At 36.8% G+C, this 17220-nt stretch carries 16 protein-coding genes; 5 read left to right on the top strand and 11 right to left on the bottom strand.

The genetic code is table 11. The annotated features are described in order from the left end of the window. Nucleotides 1-75 precede the first annotated feature (75 nt). From AN34_RS06495 to AN34_RS06445, 11 genes are all read right to left on the bottom strand, one after another. The gene (locus AN34_RS06495) at nt 76-1332 is read right to left on the bottom strand and encodes a dihydroorotase (RefSeq protein WP_029283471.1); all 1257 of its coding nucleotides are present in this window, start codon (nt 1330-1332) and stop codon (nt 76-78) included. Beyond that, on the bottom strand, nt 1329-3368 hold the full coding sequence (locus AN34_RS06490) for a BatA and WFA domain-containing protein (protein WP_029283469.1): 2040 nt from the start codon (nt 3366-3368) through the stop codon (nt 1329-1331). Before AN34_RS06490 ends, AN34_RS06495 begins: the two co-directional genes overlap by 4 nt. A 228-nt stretch (nt 3369-3596) precedes the next feature. Further along, the gene (locus AN34_RS06485; RefSeq protein ID WP_029283466.1) at nt 3597-3869 is read right to left on the bottom strand and encodes a Txe/YoeB family addiction module toxin; all 273 of its coding nucleotides are present in this window, start codon (nt 3867-3869) and stop codon (nt 3597-3599) included. After that, nucleotides 3869-4123, bottom strand: a complete 255-nt coding sequence (locus AN34_RS06480; protein WP_029283464.1) for a type II toxin-antitoxin system prevent-host-death family antitoxin — start codon at nt 4121-4123, stop codon at nt 3869-3871. The genes AN34_RS06485 and AN34_RS06480 overlap by 1 nt, the downstream gene beginning before the upstream one ends. A 113-nt stretch (nt 4124-4236) precedes the next feature. Further along, entirely contained in the window at nt 4237-4641 is a 405-nt protein-coding gene (locus AN34_RS06475; RefSeq protein WP_029283463.1) for a hypothetical protein, read from the bottom strand. Nucleotides 4642-4708: 67 nt separating this feature from the next. Next, nucleotides 4709-6169 carry a nicotinate phosphoribosyltransferase gene (locus AN34_RS06470; protein WP_197285489.1) on the bottom strand — a complete coding sequence of 487 codons (1461 nt, stop codon included), beginning with the start codon at nt 6167-6169 and terminating at the stop codon, nt 4709-4711. 18 nt (nt 6170-6187) lie between these two features. Continuing rightward, entirely contained in the window at nt 6188-6919 is a 732-nt protein-coding gene (locus AN34_RS06465) for a metallophosphoesterase family protein (RefSeq protein ID WP_029283459.1), read from the bottom strand. Nucleotides 6920-6965: 46 nt separating this feature from the next. Next, on the bottom strand, nt 6966-8471 hold the full coding sequence (locus AN34_RS21870) for an ADP-ribosylglycohydrolase family protein (protein ID WP_231625492.1): 1506 nt from the start codon (nt 8469-8471) through the stop codon (nt 6966-6968). A gap of 34 nt (nt 8472-8505) precedes the next feature. After that, nucleotides 8506-9339, bottom strand: a complete 834-nt coding sequence (gene prs, locus AN34_RS06455; protein WP_036676595.1) for a ribose-phosphate diphosphokinase — start codon at nt 9337-9339, stop codon at nt 8506-8508. A gap of 67 nt (nt 9340-9406) precedes the next feature. After that, nucleotides 9407-10099 (bottom strand): NUDIX domain-containing protein, encoded by a 693-nt coding sequence (locus tag AN34_RS06450; RefSeq protein WP_029283454.1) that lies wholly within the window; start codon nt 10097-10099, stop codon nt 9407-9409. A 162-nt stretch (nt 10100-10261) separates the two neighbouring features. Beyond that, entirely contained in the window at nt 10262-11827 is a 1566-nt protein-coding gene (locus tag AN34_RS06445; RefSeq protein ID WP_231625491.1) for a L,D-transpeptidase family protein, read from the bottom strand. Nucleotides 11828-12095: 268 nt separating this feature from the next. Between AN34_RS06445 and hisG the strand changes: the two genes are divergently transcribed. From hisG to hisH, 5 genes are all read left to right on the top strand, one after another. Next, nucleotides 12096-12947, top strand: coding sequence for an ATP phosphoribosyltransferase (gene hisG / locus AN34_RS06440; protein ID WP_029283450.1), 852 nt, complete (start codon nt 12096-12098; stop codon nt 12945-12947). Between the two features lie 59 nt (nt 12948-13006). Next, nucleotides 13007-14290 (top strand): histidinol dehydrogenase, encoded by a 1284-nt coding sequence (gene hisD, locus AN34_RS06435; RefSeq protein WP_029283448.1) that lies wholly within the window; start codon nt 13007-13009, stop codon nt 14288-14290. A gap of 72 nt (nt 14291-14362) precedes the next feature. Further along, complete coding sequence (gene hisC / locus AN34_RS06430) at nt 14363-15406, top strand: histidinol-phosphate transaminase (RefSeq protein ID WP_029283446.1); 1044 nt, start codon at nt 14363-14365, stop codon at nt 15404-15406. Further along, the gene (gene hisB, locus AN34_RS06425; protein ID WP_029283444.1) at nt 15403-16536 is read left to right on the top strand and encodes a bifunctional histidinol-phosphatase/imidazoleglycerol-phosphate dehydratase HisB; all 1134 of its coding nucleotides are present in this window, start codon (nt 15403-15405) and stop codon (nt 16534-16536) included. Before hisC ends, hisB begins: the two co-directional genes overlap by 4 nt. A gap of 89 nt (nt 16537-16625) precedes the next feature. After that, nucleotides 16626-17219 carry an imidazole glycerol phosphate synthase subunit HisH gene (hisH, locus tag AN34_RS06420; RefSeq protein ID WP_029283441.1) on the top strand — a complete coding sequence of 198 codons (594 nt, stop codon included), beginning with the start codon at nt 16626-16628 and terminating at the stop codon, nt 17217-17219. Nucleotide 17220: the final 1 nt, after the last annotated feature.

Below are 17220 nucleotides of genomic sequence, written 5' to 3'. Positions count from 1 at the left end.
TCACCTTTAGTCTTTCTGCTCTGAGCTTTACTTCTTAGCTTTCACTTTTAGTCTTTCTGCCTTGAGCTTTACCTCTTAGCTTTCTTTATATTGATTGTTATTATAAACCAGAATTACTTTTCCGATAAGTTCCGTGCCTAACAATGGGCTATTTGCAGATTTAGAAAAATTGCTTGATGAATTGTACAACCATTTTTCATTCGGGTTGAAAACTGTAAAGTTTGCTTTTGTACCTTCTTCAATCACCGGAATATTTAAATTTAGCAATTTACGTGGATTAATGGCTAATTTCTCTGCAATCATCCCCACATCTAAACCAGCCTTAAGTAATAAAGGAAGCACGGTTTGCAGCGCAATGATCCCATAATGGGCTATCTCAAATTCAACATTTTTAAATTCAATTTCCTCCGGACGGTGTTGTGAAGTAATGGCATCAATGGTTCCATCTTTTAAGCCTGCAATAAGTGCCTTTACATCGGCTTTACCACGCAATGGTGGTTTTACTTTATAGTTGCTATCAAAGTCGGCCAAAAGTTCTTCGGTAAATACGAGATGATGCGCAGTAACATCGCATGAAACCTGAATATCGTCTTTTTTTGCTTTTCTAATCAAAGCCACAGCACCAGCGGTAGAAATATTGCTGATGTGGATTTTTGTTTCATTATAAGTGGCCAGAAAAATATCACGGGCAATGTGCATTTCTTCTGCCAAAGCAGGCAAGCCCTTCATCCCAAGAAGGACAGAATTTTTACTTTCGTTGATTTGCGATTTACCAGCAATGGATTTGTTTTCTGGATAAACCATCAATAAAGCATCTAAACCTTTAGCATATTGAAGCGCACGGCTCATAAAGCCATCATCCTGCAAAGCCCGATCTCCATCAGAGAAAGCAACAGCTCCTGCTTGCTGCATATCAAAAAGTTCGGCTATTTCTTTTGCCTCTCTGTTTTGGCTAATGGCCCCAACAGGTAAAACATCAACCAGGTTATTTCTGGTTTTATTGATAATATATTCTACCTGTGATTTAGATTGCACCACCGGATTTGCCTGCGGCAGTAAGGCAAGGCCAGTAAATCCACCAGCTTTTGCAGCCGCTGTGAGGGTTTCAAGATCTTCCTTGGTTTCAAAACCGGGATCTCCGGCTACACAATTCAGGTCAAAAAAACCTGGAGTAAGGCATGCACCAGATGCATCAAAAATAGTTTCGCCTTCTTGAGCAGTTAATTTACCTATGTTTTTAATTTGACCATCAACTACCCTTACATCACATTCTTGTTTGTTGAATTGACTTTGCGGATCGGTAATGATTACATTCTTAACCAGGAGATTCATATTGTTCTTTTTGTGTTGTTAAAAAATCGGATAAGGAGAATTTCTGCTGCAATAAAAATCAGTGACAAAATTAAACAAAGTTTCCATAAAGTTTGCCCGATTTTATCGGCTCCGGCAGTGAGCTTAATAGCATCCTGATCTGTATCAAATATTTTTAAATGACTGTTTCCAGCCAGGTTATTGAGTTCAGTTTTACTCAGATAGTGCATGTCAGACTCTTTTCTATCACTGTTGAAAGCATATACAGCAAGAATAGAGTCGGCAAGGCTGAGGTTATAAAAACCAGCATCCTTAATTTGATCTGCGGTATAAATTAATGTCTTACCATCCACCTGACGGATTTCGGGAATGGTTTCAAAGTTATCTGCCTTTAGCTTTAGTGTTTGATTTTTACCTATAACCATCTTCTTTCCTGATAACACATTATCACTCCCAAGATAATGATAAAGCGCATCTGCCGTACCACCACTTAAAGCAACACGATACATTAATGGTACAAAAACCGGATGAAGAGCTAAATTACCATCCGCAGCATTTAAACCAGTTGCCGATAGATAAAGTGATCCATTCCCCATGCCATATTTGGCAAAGAACAGTTTCCGGCCAGGAAGGGTTAAAATATTTTCCTTATTGACTGAATTGCGCTCAATGAAACTATAATATCGGTTTATTAAAGGCAAATCGAGGTTTTTAGGTATTTCCTCAAAAACAGTTTTAAAAATCGGGTGCTGAAGGTCTATCTGATCTACCTTGGTTTCAGTTTTCTCTAAGCTTTGAATAGCGGGTAAGGATAAGGCTGAAAAAAAAGTATTATAAGTCTGAATATCTGCATCAAGATCTGGAAAGATAACCACCAAACCTCCGGCATTTAAATAAGTTTTTAACTGTTGCGCCAAACCCGTTGATGGATTTTGCAAACCATTCAGCACAATTAAGCTATAATTGGTAAAGCCATTATAATTGACGTTGCGCTCATCATTTTCAGTAAGCTTATAATAATCATCAGCGCCAAATAGTGCCCTTATATAATTCCCGGCATGGGCACCATTAATGCTTAACACCGGCAAGCTTTTATCTACCTTAAAACTAAAAGATAACGCATCATCAAACGTGACTGGAAAATCTTTTATACTTACTATTCCCTTTTGCCAACCAGCACTTAGCCCTGAAAAATTTAAGGTATCTCGTTTGGTTTGTTCTGCAGGAATGGTAATTGATCCTAAACCTTTTTGCTGATTATTTAGGGTTAATTTGAGCGGGATATTTTTAGCTTCTTCAGGCGAATAGTTTTTTAATTGAATCACCAATCTTTCATTTGCACCAGGCTGATGATTGGGCGACAACATCCATACGCTATCTACTGCAACGTTAGGTAATGTTGAAGCATTTAACTTAACAAATGCGTATTGGATATCAGGATTTGTGTTGAGCTTTTTAGTCGATATGATGCTTTTCTGAAAATCGGACAATACAAAAATATATGGATTAGCTGCGCCGCTGAACACATTTTCTTGTCTATTTAAAATTTGTTGAAGATTGCGAGTGGCCGCCGAGATTTTTACCTCATCAAGGGCTTTAAGAAATTCTTCCTGATTTAACAAACGCTGATGCTTGCCTTCAAAATCATTGGTAAGTAACTGAAACCGATCATTTATACCAAAGCCTTTTACGATTTCTTTTGCCCTTCGCCTCGCTTCATCAAACAGGTTACCATCTTTATTAATGGCTTCCATGCTGTAAGAATTATCAATATATATACTGACTATATTATTTTGAAGACTTCTTTTTTTCGAACTTACCGGGATATAGGGCTGTGAAAAGGCCAATACCAAGAAGATAATGGCTAGAATTCGTGAAAAAAGGATCAATAAGTTTTTAAGCTTTTCTCTGGATGAATGCTGCTGCTCTACCGCTTTCAGAAATTGAACATTTGAGAAATAAACCTTTTTAAATTTCCTGAAATTAAATAAATGAATGATAACCGGAATGGCAACCGATAATAGTGCGAAAAGAAAGCCTGGATACAGGAAATTCATTAAAAACCAAAGATAGAAAAATTATGGAATTGGGCATAATATTCCTGATTTATTATCAATGTTATTTATGTCTTGATTAACGGTTATCCTAGCCTACAGGAGAATGCGTGCTATTGAAAGATTGGGAAAAAATCGTCCTTTTGGAATGGAGCGTGTTTTATAATTCGTATTTTAACTAAATATTTAAGAGCTGGTTTATTCCGTTAGGATAATAATTTTTTATGCTATTTATTTATCACCGTAGTGGCCAGCAGCCGACAATACCAATACGCTTATCATTTCGCCATTTATTTGATAAACCAATCTATGCTTCTGTGTTATCCTTCTAGAATATAAACCAGACAAATTGTATTTCTTTAGTTCTGGCTTGCCAGTACCAGTAGTTATATGCTCAATAAGTTCCAATAACAATTTCTGAACCTTATTATAAGCATTTTGATCAGTTTTCTTGAGCCACTTTAAATCCTCTACTGCTTGATTAGTAAACTCAAGGATATACATTACAAATCTTTAAGAAATTTAACTAAATCATCTTTCCCAGTAACCTTTGTAATTTCTCCATTTTTAGCCTGCAAAAGTGATTTTTCGATTTTATTAATCATCTCCTTTGAAAAAAAGATATCATCATTTTTGATTGGCGTGATTGAATATGCTTTATTCTTTCCCCTTTGTACAATAATTTGTTCGCCACTATCGGCCATATCCATGTATTCGGCCTGCTTTTCCCTAAATTCTCTACTGCTTACTACTAACATTACTCTATTTTTAGTGTACCATATTGGTACAAATATAAAGATTTATATTTTTATTATGACTTGCTTATCAATAGTTTTAAATTGATATTAAAATAAATCTTAGTTAAGTAATTTTAGTAACTAAACCCAGGAAACTCAATATTAACAATTTTCCATCGGCCATTTTGCAAAGCGAAGTATAACTTAAAGGGACCACTAATAATTTTGGATTCTTTCTTCAGCACCGCCCTGAAACCCGCAACACCTTCTACAAAGCCCATTCCTTTGCCACCATCAAGCAATTCATAATGGGTATCAATGATGTCGTATCTTCCTCCAACATACTCATCAGCTTGGCCAAAAATGCCTTTAAGCCTGGCAATGATCACCTGCTTATCGATTACTTTTCCCACTGGAAGAATGAAAAAATCACTCAGCTCTTCTGTAATCTTTTTAGATTGTTTAAACCATGCGTTCGTAAATCTGATCGCACTGTTTACGATATCGGCTCCATGATTGAAAGTTGATTTTTCTTGCATTTTTGAAGGTGTCTTTCATAATTTAACCTGCTAGTCATATGACTAGCAGGTTAAAAACTTGGCGAAGTTAACTATTCTTTAGCCTTTCTCTAATTTCAGCAAGAGAATAATCAATCAATAAATTTCCATCCCTGAAAACTTCCTTCAATTCACCCTGTGCCTCTTCTGCCCAGGTACACTGATCTTTCAGTTCATACTCGCCCTGAGCATTTTTGAAAATCTGCAATAACCCCTTAGCCGATTTCTTGGTTCCATCATCCGTAATGGGATCTTTAAAAATCTCACGTCCAACGCCATCCACTTCTCCGTAGGTAGCTTTCATCGCAAAACCAAAGGTATCACGGGTATTGTACTGATAAGTGAAGGAACCGATCCCAAAAACGACATTAGTAGAAGCAAAGCCTTTGGCTTTCAAGCGTTCACAAATTTGAGTAGCCCGATCTGTGGTAATGCTATCACCATAAATGGCACCAATCTGTGGTACCAATTCTTTATAGCCTTTATCATTGGTTTTTCCGCCAAAAACATCCCAAAGCAATTCAATTACACCTTTTTTCTCGTTTTCATCTTTACCATCCGGATTTCCACAAATAATATCAACCGGATCTCCAGAATCTGGCCTGATTACCACTTTTCCGTCTCTACTGATGATATCTTCTTTTAAAGCAGGCAAATATTCAGTAAGTACCTTCCATAAATCCCAGGTATCAGATACGATCGATACAGTTCCTTTTGGATACACCTCTAGAATTAACCGTTTAAAAGTTTCCAGCTCACCGGTGTTCGTACCCATACACATTACAGAATGCTCTGTAGCGGCAACAGAGCCACCAATTAACTCATGATCTGAGTCTGCATTATAATATGTTTCCAGAAAATCAATTGCTGGGATAGTATCTGTTCCGGTAAAACTTAATAAGTGTCCAGCTGCAGAAGTTACGGCAGCTTCTATCCCACCCATGCCACGCATAGAAAAATCATGACCTTGCCAATCTACAAACTCTGGCACTGATGAGGTTTCTGCCGCATATCCATCCATAATTGCCCGATACTGCTTCGCAATGGTAGCAGAATTACAAGGCAGCCAGACAACAGCAGAGAGCAATGTCTCAAAATAATTAGTCAGCCAAAAAAATTGCGGTAACGTATTGTACATAGTAAACATGGGCACACGCAATGGAACTTCAGCACCTTCTGGCAGTGATTTAAAAACCATCGGAATGTATCCAAGATCGTGCAAATCAGCAATGTGTTGCGTTCCAACTAAATTTTCACCCAGATAATTATTAATTCTGCGGGCATATTTCTTTAAAATTTCTGCTTTAGGCTGTTTAAAGAAATTCTGATTGAAATCTTCAATAATATATTTTTTAATAAAGTATTGCAAACCAAATAGTACAATGTGGTCTACATTTTCAAGCCTGCTTTTTCTAGGTGTCCAATTGGAATAAACCAGGGTTGTATTTTCAGGATATTGCCTTCGGTGATCTACTTTGTATCCATCTGTTAATAATAATGGGTTCATCATAATATTATATTTTATAGTTTAACGTTTATTTCTACCTTTTTCATTTGGATAAAGGCTTTGTAGGGCATCGCTTTGCCAGAAATCCTTTGTCTGAATATCTAAACAGCTTAATTTTCCGCTGAAAGCAGCACCGGTATCAATGTTCCAAACATTGCATCCATTCATGGGCACTTCCACATTGTAATATAGGGTTGGCGTGTGGCCGATATAGATCTCATGATAAAGCAATAAGCGCTTGGGATAAATCGCAGAATTTTTTGCGATTCTGTTATCCATAGTTAATGCCATTTCCCACAGCGTTCTGTCCCATGAATAATTGGATGAATAACGCTCTTTATCAGGGCCATGCATAGAAGAAAAACCAGCATGAATAAAAAGGTTGTTTTCTTCATCTACATAATAATCTTTCATTCTTCTAAAAAAACTCAAATGTTCCTGCATTTCTGAATCAGAAATTTCCCGATAACTTTCCATGGTTAACCGGCCGCCATGAACAAACCAAACCTCATTAACGATTTCTTCTTCCAGCCAATCGATACACCAGGCATCATGATTTCCTTTGATAAAAATACAGCTATAATTTTTTTCCAGTTGTATCAGATAACTAATAACCTGAGCTGATTCGCTCCATCCATCCACATAATCGCCCAAAAAAACCAGCTTGTCGTCTGTGGAGATTTCAGCACGTTCGAATAACTGGATCAAACCTTTTAATCCTCCGTGAATATCTCCTATTACTAATGTTCTCATAGATTAGTTTTAACAAAAATGATTTGGAACTGTTCAGATATTAAGTTTATAAATCAACATGTAAGCCATTTAGTTTCATTTCATCCCGCACTTCCATCAATGCGAAACCTAAAAGATTTAATCCCTTCCACCAAACCGGATTCTTCGCATTGGGATGTTCTTCTGGTAATCCAATGCCCCAAATTAAATCCACCGGACTGGCTTCTGCTAAAATCTTTCCCCCGGTATTAATCAGAAATTCTTTCAGTTCTTTATGCTGACTAAATTTATGAAAATTGCCCATTTTCACAATTTCGTATCTGTTTTTAGTCCAAATTGCTTCATCATAATTACGCACCTCCCTGCCTAATTTTTTAACTTCTTCCGGCGAGGTGGCGGCTAAGATTTTATTTAACACGATCTCATCATTAAACAATTCTGCTTTTTTACTCATCATCCAATGCTCAGCAGTTTTGTATGTAATCTGATTAACGGTGAAAGGCGCATCCCACCACTGCGTTAAACAGGATTTAGTGAGTATTCCATCTTCCGGTACTTGATGCTCCCAAAAGAAAAAATATTCCAGTTTTTCATGGCTTGAAAACAGCTTTTCTACCGTATAAGTTGGCGTTTGATTATATTTATTTTCCAATGTTTTGCATAGCTCCTCAACATCTGATCGCCGGACGAGCAGGTTTTTCCATTTTTCTGGAATGGCATCAAAACCATAAATTAAACCAGCCAGACCGCCGGCAATTGCAGCCGTTGTATCGGTATCTTCGCCCAAATTAACCGCTTTCAGAACCGCATCCTGGTAAGATTCCGTAGTGAGAACACACCATAAACTGGCTTCAAGACTATGTAAAACATAACCAGATGAATAAATTTCATGCTCATGAACGGTTGCTATATCACTATTAAAGATCCTTTCAAAGAGATCAATTTCATTTGTATCGAAATCATTTTGTGCGATGAACTTTTTAACAGTGACCTGCGTGTTTTGATATGCGGCCTTTTTATCGTAGCCCTTTAATAATTCCAAACCGTAAATAATATAGATAAAACAGGCAAAAACAGAACGGAAATGTGCATGGGTAATAGCAGAAACTTCCTGAACCTTATTGAATATTACCTGAAGATTATCTTCATTTCGAAGATAAAAAAGCAGGGGTAAAATCCGCATTAATGATCCATTTCCATTATCCGCTTCGTTGTTTCCACCACATAAAACAGGATCAGTTCCATTCGCAATTTTGTTGATAGCTTTACTGGTTGCGATTCCAATATCAAAAACCTCACCATGTGGCGTCCAAATCTCAGCACGGTACCAACGGAGAAATTTGTGGCTTATATCTTTCAAATTATAACCTGAACAAAGACTTTCTGCCAGACAAAAGGTTAACGAGCTATCATCACTCCAGGTTCCAACAGGCTGATTATGGGCACCATAACCTTTCATATCTTCAACAGGATTTTGTTTTAGATATGCTCTAGATTGAAACTCTACGGGTACCCCAAGTGCATCGCCAATGGCTAAACCAAAAAGTGCACTTTGAACAACTTTGCTTTTCATTTGATAGGAATTTAATAATTGATCAATTTCAGATTTATTGAAAATCTTGTAACCTGATTTGTGTAACACCCGGGTGTTCCACTTCTTTTATAGAATCTGTAGTGAAAATTTGTTCGAAATACTGGCTTAAGTCATCAAAGCCTTTACTGAAAATACCGTGACTAACTGCCAGATATAATTTACCTGCATTTTTTGCCTGAAGTGCTTCGGCTAAACCATTAAATGTTCCTCCGCCATCGCAAATATCATCTACAATCAGGCAATCTGCACCACCAAGGTCATCTGTGTAAACTTTAAATCCAGAAAGTTTTCCGGTTTTAACGTCCCTGCTTTTTGAACATTCTACCACTTCTGCACCACCTAAAAACTCAGAAACTTTATAAATTTTCTTCAGTGCGCCACCATCAGGAGAGATAAGTTTTACTTCTGATCCGATTTTAGCAATCACCTGCTTAATAAATTCATGATTGGAAATGGTGATACAGTTATTGAGCAACGCAGGTGTTACTTCACTATGTGGATCAAAAATAGTTACACTAGCTAAGTTCATTGCATTAATGATATCTGCATAAACCTTTACAGACAAAGGCTCGCCGGGAATCATCACCCGATCTTGCCTGGCTGCTGGAAAGTATGGAATGTAAAGGTGAATTTCTTTTACCCCCATTCTTTTCAAAGCATCAACCGTGATACAAATTAGACCTAAATCATTAAAAGAGTTTATTCTTTGGGTAATGGTTACAGGTTCATTATGATTGAAATTTCCATCAATTTTAATGTGTGGTTCGCCACCTGCAAACAGGAAAGATTTGTAGTTTATGGAGTTATTTTCGCCTAGCGGATTAAAACCCGGATCTAAATTTATCATATATTTGCGTATTATTTACACAAATATAGAAATGATTTTTATAATCCAAAAATAATTTGTGTTTATTTTACGCAAACCTAATGTCAAACTGGAAATTATCCTTCAAAAGTTGATTATATTTTGACTTATCAAATGTAAAAAGCTTGCCTGGTCTACCACTAGCCCCTATTTTAACAACTTTATCGGTTTCATTAACAATTCCGAAGCTTAGAATTTTTTTTCTGAAATTTCTTCTGTCGATATCCCTTTCCAGAATGCAGCAGTATAAATTCTCCAGTTCAGAAAACAAAAATTCATCACCTAAAAGGTCAAAACCAATGGGCTGGTAAGTAAGTTTATTTTTTAATCGTTGATGCGCCAGCGTGACCATATTCTGGTGATCATAACCTAAAGCCGGAAGTTGGTTAACTGGAAACCATTTAGCATCCTTAGCATCAGTATCTGCTTTTAAAACAAAGTTTTGAGGATTAACCAATGCAAAGTAGGCGACAGAAATTACCCTAAACCGATCATCTCTGAGAATATCATCACCAAAAGTGTTGAGTTGTTCGAGGTAATTAACGGCTATTCCAGCTTCTTCTTTCAATTCGCGTTCAACAGCTGCCAATAAAGGTTCATCATCTTTCACAAAACCTCCTGGAAGAACCCATTGATCAGTCAGTTTTCCAAATCGCTGCTGTACAGCCAATACGTAAAGAATTCCTTTCTCGTACCCAAATACAATACCATCAACAGCTATTTTGATATTTTGATCAATCATCCTTATTTGTGTAAAAACAACACAAAGTTAAGAAATTTATACACTATGAGAACATTGCTTCGCCAATAACATTAAATCACCATACTTATTTCGCAATTACAAAATCGATCACGCTCACTTACTGTAACTAAATACTTTGATAATGTGAGCCACATTAAATCACTACCTAAACTTTTTCATCGCCACCCAAAGTTTTTCATCCATTTGATAAATATCAGGACGATACTCAATTTTATTATTTTGAGACCAGGCTGTGATATAAGTAATAATAATTGGCACCTGTTTTTTTGGTCCGAACCAGGCGGGTTTTAATTGAAAAGATTTAGAAGTATCAGCCTTAGCAGCCATTCTTTTTTTATACCATTTCATATGTGTACTATCAATCGGAGGAAGATCAACTTCCGCTCTTAACTTGTCATATGTATATGAATCGCCAACTAATTTTTCTGCAAACTCTAAAGGTTTTTCTACGCGTACACAACCATGGCTAATGGCCCGGTTACTCAGGTTAAAACCATTCTTATTATTGGTATCATGAAGGTAAATACTAGAGCTATTATCGAAGATAAATTTAAACTTTCCTAAGGCGTTTCCACCGCCTGATCCCTGCTTAAATTTAAAGGGTAATTTATCTCTTGAATACCGACTCCAATTGATCGTATCAGGCTCACCAATCAGCTTATCTTTATAGTAGACTTTGATGTTGCTATTTGATAAATAATAAGGATCTTTTCTAGCCATCCAATAGATCTCACTTTGCGCAATACTCACCGGAATATTCCATACCGGATTGGCTTGAATAGAATTGATTTTACTGAACAACATAGGAGTCTCGTGGTTCTTAGGTTTATCATCTAAATTGCCCGATTTAGCAAAGGCTTTCAACTTCTCTTCATAGCCATTTTGACGCTTTCCGCCAACGCAAACTTTCATACTGATAACAGTGTCTGCTTTATCGAACCAGGTTAATTTAAAATCAGGAATATTAACCTGAACATAATTGGATCCGGTTTCAGGCATTTTCCATCGAAAACGCTCCATATTTACGAGCAATATCCGTTTCTCATTTTCTTCAGTTGCATTTAAAAAGGCTTTTTGAAGCGCTTTATATTGCATAGATGATGGTTGTATTGCCCTTAAGGTATCCAGAATATTTTCAGAAGAAAGCAATCTGATCATTCCTGCACTATCAGGCCGTTTTACTTTAATATAGTACCGTGAAAAGATATTTCGTGGATTTACTACACCATACTTTAGAAAATTATTATAATTTAAATACGCATTGGCAGAAAGCAATTCCAAACGGGCAATCACAGGATAACTTTCTTCAACTTTTTTAAATTTATTATCAGAAAGCTCCTTTAATAACGCCTTAATCTGGCTAACCTTAAAAATTTCCGGGTTAAATCCATGCACTTTGCTATTATCCAAATAAGTCGCAAGGGAATCCAATTCCCCATTAGTGTAGAATTTTGTAACCAATTCTGGTGCCCCATGGTGTTCGAGGTAAAAGGCTTTAACAGTCTTTGGATTGATGAACCCCTGATCTAGACTATCCATTGTTTTTACAAAAACGCTATCATAAGCTATTGTATCAAAATCTTTATAAATCTTGTTTTTAAAGTGTTCTGATAGCACTTTTCCAATTTCGGGTGGTGATTTAAACCAGTTACAAGCCGAAACAGATATAATAAGTGGAATGATTAGAAAGCGAAAGTTTTTCAACACGTAATAAGTTAATACAAAATAGATTTAATTATCTAGAGCGTAAATGGCAAATTAAGTGCCATTATTTTTTGATTTACCATTGCAAACGTTATATTTGCCAACGCTAGTCAGCTAAAGCATTGATATAGGCAGAAATAATTATATGGAATTAACTTTGAATCATCACTTACATTTGCACCATCGCCGTTAGGCGATATGATATGTTTGTTTTGTACTTCAAAACTTTTTTTCCGTAAAATACTTTTTTGTTCACTCTATATTCAATACTTTGAAAACACTTAAAATTGCTATCCAGAAATCGGGTAGACTAAACGAAAAATCTGTAGAAATATTAAAAAATTGTGGTCTTTCTTTTGAAAACTACAAAAGCTCCCTAATATCTACCGTTACCAACTTCCCTTTAGAAATACTTTTCCTTCGTGATGATGACATTCCGGAATACGTACAGGATGGCATTGCCGACCTTGGTATTGTTGGCGAAAATGTAATTGTAGAAACCAAAGCCGAGGTAAGCTATTTACAAAAATTAGGGTTTGGAAAATGCACTTTAAAAATTGCCGTTCAAGCCACGAGTAACATTCAGAATCTAGAAGAGTTAAACGGCAAAGCCATTGCCACTTCTTACCCCGTAATTCTAGAAAAATTCTTACAGGAAAAAGGAATAACTTCTGACATTAGAACGATTTCAGGTTCAGTAGAAATTGGTCCGGGTTTAGGATTAAGTGATGCCATTTTCGACATCGTTTCTACAGGCGGAACATTAAAAAGTAATGGACTAAAACCTTTCGCAGATGTAATGCAATCGGAGGCAGTTTTAATTGGAAATAAATCAATTGCTGACAACCCTGAGGTAGCAGAATTACTGCAAAGAATCCGCTCAGTGTTAAGTGCAAAATCAAATAAATATGTGGTACTTAATGTATCAAAAGATAACCTTCAAAAAGTTGTTGATTTGTTACCTGGTGTTAAAAGTCCAACAGTTGTTCCGCTCTTCGAACCAAATTGGGTCGCTGTTCATTCTGTAATAGCTGAAGAAGATTTCTGGGATAAAATTAACAGCTTAAAAGCTGCCGGTGCAGAAGGAATTTTAGTTATGCCAATTGAGAAAATCATCACTTAAAAATTGATAAAATCATAGCAAAGCACATTAACTAATAGTTAATTTAAAATCATAACACATTGAAAATCTACAATTATAATGATTTATCTAAATCAAAAATTAAAGAACTCTGTTCAAGACAAATTGATGATGATAAATTGATAGAAGAGCGTGTAATAGACATCATTGAAACAGTAAAAAAAGATGGAGATAAAGCACTCTTTAATTTTGCAAAAACCTTTGATCAAGTAGCACTAGAAAAGCTTTTTTTAGATAATGAAGAATTAGAAGCGATTGCTTCCACAATTCCTGATGAAGCGAAAAAGGCGATCAATACTGCGTATCAAAACATCAAAACATTTCATCAGTCACAACTAAAAACTGAAGACAAAGTGGAAACCATGACTGGTGTAGTTTGCTGGCGTGAAACGAGAGCAATTGAGAAGGTTGGACTCTATATTCCAGGGGGAACAGCTGTTTTACCCAGTACGTTTTTAATGCTTGCCACACCTGCAATTCTTGCTGGATGCAAAGAGATTGTGGTATGCTCTCCACCACAAAGTGATGGTAAAACAAATTGCTATTTGGCCTATTGCGCAATTCTTTTAGGTATAGACAAAATATACCTGGCAGGAGGCGCTCAGGCAGTGGCTGCGATGGCACTTGGAACGGAAAGTGTTCCACAGGTATATAAAATTTTCGGACCAGGTAACCGCTACGTAACCACAGCTAAAACAATGCTACAAAATAAGGTGGCTATTGATATGCCAGCCGGGCCTTCTGAGGTTTTAGTAATTGCAGATGAGACTGCCAATCCGTCATTTGTTGCTGCAGACCTACTTGCACAAGCTGAACATGGTATTGATAGTCAGTCTATTTTAGTTTCTACCTCAAATGAAATGATAGCTGAAACATTAAAAGAAATTGAAAGTCAGATAGCTGAACTACCTAGAAAAGATATAGCAGCCAAAGCAATAGCAAACTCATACGCCATATTAACCACTGATTTACAAGAGTCTATGGATTTTTCAAACCAGTATGCTCCGGAACATTTAATTTTGGCTACTGATCAATTCGAAAGCATCATTCCATTGATCATCAATGCAGGGTCAGTATTCCTCGGAAACCTAACACCTGAAAGCGCTGGTGATTATGCTTCAGGCACCAACCATACTTTACCTACCAGTGGCTTTGCAAAAGCTTATTCGGGTGTTTCGCTCGACGCCTTTGTTAAAAAAATCACCTTCCAACACCTTTCTAAGGATGGATTAAAGCATATAGGTGCAACTGTTGAAACGCTGGCCGCTGCTGAAGGACTACAAGCACACAAAAATGCCGTCACCATTAGATTAAAGACTTTATAAAGCATAAAATTTGAAGCTAAGGGCTATTGCTAGTCCCTTTTACCTTTTACCTTTTACCTTTTACCTCAAAACATGGATATCAACGATTTAGTTAGAGAAAATATAAAAAACCTTAAACCATACTCCACCGCCAGAGATGAGTTTAAGGGACAGGCATCAGTGTTTTTAGATGCCAATGAGAACAGCTATGGTTCTCCCCTACCCGCCAATTACAACCGCTACCCCGATCCTTTACAGTTGGATTTAAAGGATGCGATCAGTAAAATTAAAGGTGTGCCGATTGAAAATACTTTTTTAGGAAACGGAAGTGATGAAGCGATAGATTTATTGTTTCGAGCCTTTTGTAATCCAGGAAAAGACAATGTAATTGTGCTTCCGCCAACCTATGGAATGTATGAGGTTTCGGCTAACATTAACGATGTTGAAATCCGTAAAGTAAGCCTGCTTCCAAACTTCCAGTTGGACATGGAAAAAATTGCAGAAACGATTGATCAGAACACCAAATTAATTTTCATTTGTTCACCAAATAATCCAACAGGTAATTCAATAAATCGCGAAGATATTGAAACCATATTAACCAACTTTAAAGGTCTGGTTGTAGTGGATGAAGCGTACATTAATTATGCCCGGCAAAAGACCTTTATTCAGGAGCTAACTGAGTATGCAAACCTCGTAATTTTACAAACTTTTTCTAAGGCTTGGGGGCTTGCAGCTTTGCGTTTAGGCATGGCATTTTCTTCCAGAAAAGTAATCGATATTTTAAACAAAATTAAACCACCTTACAACATCAATCAGGCCACTCAGGATTTAGCTTTTGAAGCATTAAAAAACATCAGTCAGGTGAATGATTGGATCAAAGAATCTGTTGCCGAAAGACAGCGTTTATCTGATGCATTAATCGACCTTAAAATCGTTACAAAAGTATATCCTTCTGATGCAAATTTTATTTTGGTTGAAGTAACTAATGCACTCCAGATTTATGACACTTTGGTTAACCAAGGAATCATTGTTAGAGACCGCTCTAAAGTGACCTTATGTGAAGGATGTTTACGCATTACAGTAGGCACGAAAGAAGAGAATGATTATTTATTAAATGTGCTAAAAAACATATCATGAAAAAAGTATTATTTATCGACCGGGACGGGACATTAAACATTGAACCGGATGATGAACAGGTAGACAGTTTTGCGAAGTTAAAATTTTATCCGCGCTCACTTTATTACCTTTCTAAAATTGCCCGTGAAATGGATTATGAATTGGTGATGGTAACCAACCAGGATGGCTTGGGCACACTATCAAATCCTGAAGAAAATTTCTGGCCAATTCATAATTTCATGTTAGATACTTTTGCAGGCGAAGGGGTGAACTTTAGTGAGATCGTGATCGACAGAACATTTGCAAAAGACAATGCACCTACCCGTAAGCCAGGTACCGCTTTGTTAACAAAATATTTCAGTTCAGATTACGACTTAAAAAATTCTTATGTTATTGGAGATCGTTTAAATGATGTGGTCTTGGCTAAAAACCTTGGCGCCAAAGCGATTTTCCTTCGTCAGAATGATGCACTAGGATCTACCGAAGCTTTGGACAAACATGAAACTTTGCTTGATATTATTGTGCTTGAAACCAAAAAATGGGAAGACATCTACAACCTGTTGAAGGCAGGAAGCAGAAAAATTAACCATGTTCGTAAAACGAATGAAACCGACATCACCATCAATTTAGATTTGGATGGAACTGGCAAAGCAAAAATTGAAACTGGTTTAAACTTCTTTGACCACATGTTAGATCAGATTGCCAGACATGGTAGCGTTGATTTAGAAGTGATTGCCAAAGGCGACCTGCATATTGATGAGCACCATACTATAGAAGATACCGGAATTGCTTTAGGTGAGGCCTTTGCTAAAGGATTGGGCAATAAACTTGGCATTGAGCGCTATGGCTTCTGCCTGCCCATGGATGATTGTTTAGCACAAGTGGCGATTGATTTTGGTGGCCGAAACTGGATAGTTTGGGATGCGGAGTTTAAACGGGAGAAAGTCGGCGATATGCCTACAGAGATGTTTTACCACTTCTTTAAGTCGTTCAGTGATGCTGCAAAGTGTAATTTAAACATTAAAGCTGAAGGTGACAACGAACATCATAAAATTGAAGCTATCTTTAAGGCCTTCGCAAAAGCAATTAAAATGGCCATTAAGCGTGATGCAGAGAAAATGGTGTTGCCGAGTACAAAGGGGCTGTTGTAAAAGGAAAAATGGACAAAGATTAATAACTAATGGTCTTTAGTCCTAGAAAGATAAGCATCTTGTCTTGACACTAAATACTTGATACTAATATGATTGGAATTATAAACTACGGCGCTGGGAATATTTTCTCTCTTACTGCTGCATTAGACCGCCTAAATGTGACCTACGGCATGGTAAATACAGAAAACGACCTCGAAAAATATAGCCACATCATCATCCCTGGTGTTGGGCATGCTAGTGCAGCGATGGAAAAACTAAAGCATACCGGATTAATCAGAGCGATAAAAGCACTCACTAAACCTGTTTTGGGAATCTGCGTAGGTATGCAGCTGATTACTGAACATTCTGAAGAAGGTAATGCCGCTTTATTAAATATTGTTCCGGTAAAGACTAAAAAATTCGATAAGTCATTGAATATCAAAATCCCGCACATGGGCTGGAACGCGGTGCAACATCAAAACAATGCACTATTTGAAGGTATTGAAGATAATGCACAATTTTACTTCGTTCATTCGTACTTTATTGAATATAACCCTATTTTTGACATCGCCGCTGCAAATTATGGATTAAAATTTTCAGCAGCAGTGCAAAAGGATAACTTTTATGGCGTTCAGTTCCATCCGGAAAAATCGGGAAAAGCTGGCGAACAGATATTAAAAAATTTTTCAAACTTAAGCTTATAAA

This window comes from Pedobacter sp. R20-19 (assembly GCF_000708265.2).
Lineage (GTDB): Bacteria > Bacteroidota > Bacteroidia > Sphingobacteriales > Sphingobacteriaceae > Pedobacter.
This window is presented reverse-complemented; position numbering and strand designations above follow the sequence as displayed.